Raw genomic sequence first — 3,600 nt, forward strand, 5'->3', positions numbered from 1 at the left:
CCCCTCGACCTGCTCGCCGACGCCGCCCGGGCGGCCGCCCGGGACGCGGGCCTGCCCGACGTGCTCGCCCAGCTCGACGGCGTCTCGGTGGTACAGCAGCTCACCTGGACCTATGACGATCGTGACGACCGTGAAGGCGTTGCGGGAGACCGGTGGACGCGGCCTGGTCCATTCCAACGGCGAGTACCTGACCAAGGAGGCGGCGGCGGTGTTCGGCACCGACCTGGCACCGCCCACCTGGCGCGAACTGCCCGCCCCGCCGCCCGGACCCGCAGTCTCGGACGGCCCGACCGAGGGGAACGATGAAGCCATCACCATCGAGACCTACACGGTCGAGTTCGGCCGGCACGGAGCGCCCGCCCGAGGCTGGGTCATCGGGCGCAACCAGAACGGCGCCCGCTCCGCCGGGGTCACCGCCGACTCCGCCGTCCTGGCGGAGCTGACCAACCCCGACCGGGAACCGATCGGTCGGGACGGCTTGCTCGCCGCGGCCGATGACGGCGCGCCGCCCATCTTCCGACTCCGCGTCTGACGGGACGGTCGTCGCCCTGTCGTCGCTCTGTCGTCGGGCAGCGGGTGACGATTCGGGGTAGACAGGAGACATGCAGACCCTGATCGCCGAAGACGTCCTGCTCATGCTGCTCGAGCACGCCGGCGGGTTCGTCTCCGGTGACAACCGCAAGCCCGCGCTCGCCGGAGCGGTGCTGGCCGAGTTGGCGTTGAGCGGTGCGGTCGAGATCGAGACCGAGAAGGGCCTGTGGAAACGCGCCAAGGTCGTGGTCGAGGACCCGGCGACGGTGACCGATCCGGTGCTGGTCGAGGCGTTGGCGGACATCGACGCGAAGAAGCGTTCGGCGCAGGATCTGGTCAACCGCCTCGGCAAGGAGTTGCCCGACCAGTTGTGCGCCCGACTCGTCGAGCGCGGACTGCTGCGCCGCGAGGACTCCAAGGTGCTCGGCCTGGTCTCACGGACCAGGTGGCCGGCCACGGATTCGCCGCATGAGCAGGCGCTCCGGGCGGCGGTGCGGCGTGCGCTCACCGGCGGCGAGGACCCCGACCAGCGGACCGCCACCGTGATTGCCATCCTGGCCGCCGCCGACGTCCTGCCCAAGGTCGTGGACCGCGGCGCGATGTCGAAGAAGGATCTGAAGAAGCGGGCCGAGGCAGTCGCCGACGGGGGTTGGACGACCGAGGCCGTGCGCAAGGCGATCCAGGCGGCGCAAGCGGCCGTCATGGCCGGCGTCACCGCCGCCACCGTGGCCGGCGCCGCCGGGTCGTGAGCCTCCACTCGTCCACCTGCCCTTACCGACCGGCGGCGAGCTGCGGGGAACGCTCGGGTGGGAAACCACGTGGTAACTGTCAGGGGGCCGTGATTGGGTACCCCGGGTCTGCGCGCACATAGCGAGGTCAGCTCACGGGTGGGCCACGGTCAGGCCACGGGTAGGGGAGTCATGGCGGACATGGTCCGGGCATCGGGCCTGGTCAAGCGGTACAAGAGCGTCGAGGCGCTGAGCGGACTGGACCTGACGGTTCAAGAGGGCACCGTGCTCGCGCTGCTGGGGCCGAACGGCGCCGGCAAGACCACCGCCGTCCGGGTGCTGGCCACCCTGCTCACCCCTGACGCCGGGACCGCGGAGGTCGCCGGCATCGACGTGCTCGCGAACCCGGCCGGGGTGAGGGAGCGGATCGGCCTGTCCGGGCAGTACGCCGCGGTCGACGAGCACCTGACCGGGTACGAGAACCTGGAGATGGTGGGACGGCTCTACGACCTGGGGCGGGTGAAAGCGCGGGCCCGGGCCCGCGAGCTCCTCGAGCAGTTCGGGCTGGCCGAGGCCGGCGACCGCCCGGCCAAGACCTACTCCGGCGGCATGCGCCGCCGCCTCGACCTGGCCGGCGCCCTGGTCGCCGCGCCGCCGCTGCTGATCCTCGACGAACCGACCACCGGCCTGGACGTGCGCAGCCGGCTGCAGCTCTGGGACGTCATCCGCGAACTGGTCGCCGGCGGCACCACGTTGCTACTGACCACGCAATACCTGGAGGAGGCCGACCGCCTCGCCGACGAGATCGTCGTCATCGACCACGGCAAGGCGATCGCGCGCGGCACGGCCGACCAGCTCAAGGCCCAGACCGGCGGCGAACGGATCGAGGTCGTGCTCGCCGACGCTGCGCGCCGGGACGCCGCGGAGCGGGTGCTGGCCCTGGTCGCGCGCGGCCCGGTGCAGGTCGATGATGACGGCCGCTCGCTGGTCGCCCCGGTGCACGACGGTCAGCGGGCGCTGGCGCGCACCCTGCGGGAGTTCGAGGACGCCGGCATCGCGGTGCTCGAGCTCGGGCTGCGCCGCCCGACCCTGGACGACGTCTTCCTCAGCCTGACCGGTCATGCGGCCGAGGCCGACCCGAGTTCCGAGACCGTGGAGGTGAGCGCGTGACCACGTCCGCGCCGGTGCGCGTCGCGCGCGACGGCTGGATCGTCGCCCGCCGCAACCTGATCAAGATCAAGCGGGTGCCCGAGGTGCTCGTCTTCGTGCTGATCTCGCCGATCATGTTCGTGCTGCTGTTCGCCTACGTCTTCGGCGGTGCGATCGATGTGCCCGGCGAGGTGGACTACAAGGAGTTCCTGGTTCCGGGGATTTTCGTCCAGACCGTCGTGTTCGGCGCGACGTTCACCGGCGCGGGGTTGGCCGAGGACATGCAGAAGGGGATCATCGACCGGTTCCGCTCGCTGCCGATGTCGCGCAGCGCGGTTCTGATCGGGCGGACCACCTCCGACGTCTTCTACAACGTCATCTCGGTGACGATCATGGCGTTGACCGGGCTGGTGATCGGGTGGCGGATCCGCGAAGGCGTGCTGGATGCGGCGACCGCGTTCCTGATCCTGCTCGTGTTCGCCTACTCGGTCAGCTGGATCATGGCCTACGTCGGGCTGCTGGTGCCCAGCGTCGAGGTCGTCAACAACGCCTCGTTCATCGTGATCTTCCCGCTGACCTTCGTGTCCAACGCCTTCGTGCCGACCGAGTCCTTCGACGGCGTGCTGCGCACGTTCGTGGAATGGAATCCGGTCTCCACCGCGACGCAGGCCTGCCGGGAGCTGTTCGGCAACACCGACCCGTCCGTGCCGGTCCCCGACGCGTGGTCGATGCAGCACCCGACGATCTACACGCTGCTGATCTCGATGGCGATCGTCGCCGTGTTCGCCCCGCTCGCGACCCGGCAGTACAAGCTGTCCACGACCAAGTAACTGACGTCTCGTCAGGCGACAGCAACCGCCGCGGCGACGGCGCCACCTGCGAACAGGCCCGTCGAGGAGCGCGAGCGAGCGATGACCTCGCTCCTCGCGTCTACCGGATCAGACTGCGTCCGCGGTGCGATCTCAGAACGGCGGGATGTCCTCGCCGGGGTCGGGCACCGGGGCGATGTCGGGTGGTTCCTCGCCGTCCTCGGGTGGGGGCCGGGTGATGAACCGTTGCCCGGTGGGGGTGGTCCAGGTCAATGCGCCGTGGTCGTCCTGTTCGCAGTGCCAGCCGGGCATCTGTTTGATGCGGTGGTGGTAGCGGCACAGGCAGGCGAGGTTGGTGTAGACGGTGCGACCGGGCTTGAACG

4 protein-coding genes and 1 pseudogene are annotated in these 3,600 nt (G+C 70.4%); 4 read left to right on the forward strand and 1 reads right to left on the reverse strand.

Features of this window, described 5'->3' with window-relative positions; genetic code table 11:
* The first annotated feature begins 112 nt into the window (after positions 1 to 112).
* The 4 genes from H0X00_RS22620 (at position 113) to H0X00_RS22635 (ending at position 3,238) form a co-directional block, all read left to right on the forward strand.
* Positions 113 to 532: a hypothetical protein gene (locus tag H0X00_RS22620; RefSeq protein ID WP_293775039.1), complete on the forward strand. Its 420-nt coding sequence runs from the start codon at positions 113 to 115 to the stop codon at positions 530 to 532.
* A 70-nt stretch (positions 533 to 602) separates the two neighbouring features.
* Positions 603 to 1,280, forward strand: coding sequence for a GPP34 family phosphoprotein (locus tag H0X00_RS22625; protein ID WP_293775040.1), 678 nt, complete (start codon positions 603 to 605; stop codon positions 1,278 to 1,280).
* Positions 1,281 to 1,451: 171 nt separating this feature from the next.
* The gene (locus tag H0X00_RS22630; RefSeq protein ID WP_293775042.1) at positions 1,452 to 2,429 is read left to right on the forward strand and encodes an ATP-binding cassette domain-containing protein; all 978 of its coding nucleotides are present in this window, start codon (positions 1,452 to 1,454) and stop codon (positions 2,427 to 2,429) included.
* Entirely contained in the window at positions 2,426 to 3,238 is an 813-nt protein-coding gene (locus H0X00_RS22635; RefSeq protein WP_293775044.1) for an ABC transporter permease, read from the forward strand. Before H0X00_RS22630 ends, H0X00_RS22635 begins: the two co-directional genes overlap by 4 nt.
* Positions 3,239 to 3,370: 132 nt before the next feature.
* On the opposite strand, the pseudogene H0X00_RS22640 reads toward H0X00_RS22635, so the two are convergent.
* Positions 3,371 to 3,600, reverse strand: a pseudogene (locus H0X00_RS22640) (HNH endonuclease); the annotation flags it as partial.

The sequence above is a fragment of the Sporichthya sp. genome (assembly GCF_013815995.1).
Classification (GTDB): Bacteria; Actinomycetota; Actinomycetes; order Sporichthyales; family Sporichthyaceae; genus Sporichthya.